The sequence below is a fragment of the Salifodinibacter halophilus genome, assembly GCA_012999515.1.
GTDB classification, from domain to species: Bacteria; Pseudomonadota; Gammaproteobacteria; order Nevskiales; family Salinisphaeraceae; genus Salifodinibacter; species Salifodinibacter halophilus.
In genome coordinates, this window is record JABEEB010000476.1 from 1 (window position 1) to 251 (window position 251).

General features: G+C 70.5%; 1 pseudogene. It reads right to left on the reverse strand.

Annotation, left to right across the window (positions count from 1 at the left end):
* Nucleotides 1–56: 56 nt before the first annotated feature.
* Nucleotides 57–251: pseudogene (locus HKX41_12515) on the reverse strand (MFS transporter).

The window sequence follows — 251 nt, forward strand, 5'->3', positions numbered from 1 at the left end:
ATCGCGTACATGAGCCAGAACTGCCACGTGCGGAGCATCTCTCGCCACGTGTACTACCGGCTTTCCTCTCGGAGCGACGCCTCGCCGTCGCGGGCGTCGAGCCACCCCTCCGGGGGATCGCGGATGATGAACGCGCCGGCGAGAACCACGACGAAGATGAGGAGGCCGACGTTCCGGAGGAGCGAGACGTACGCGCCGTCGGGTGCGGCCGGGCCGACCGTCGTGCGGACGACGGGCACGAGCGCGGCGGG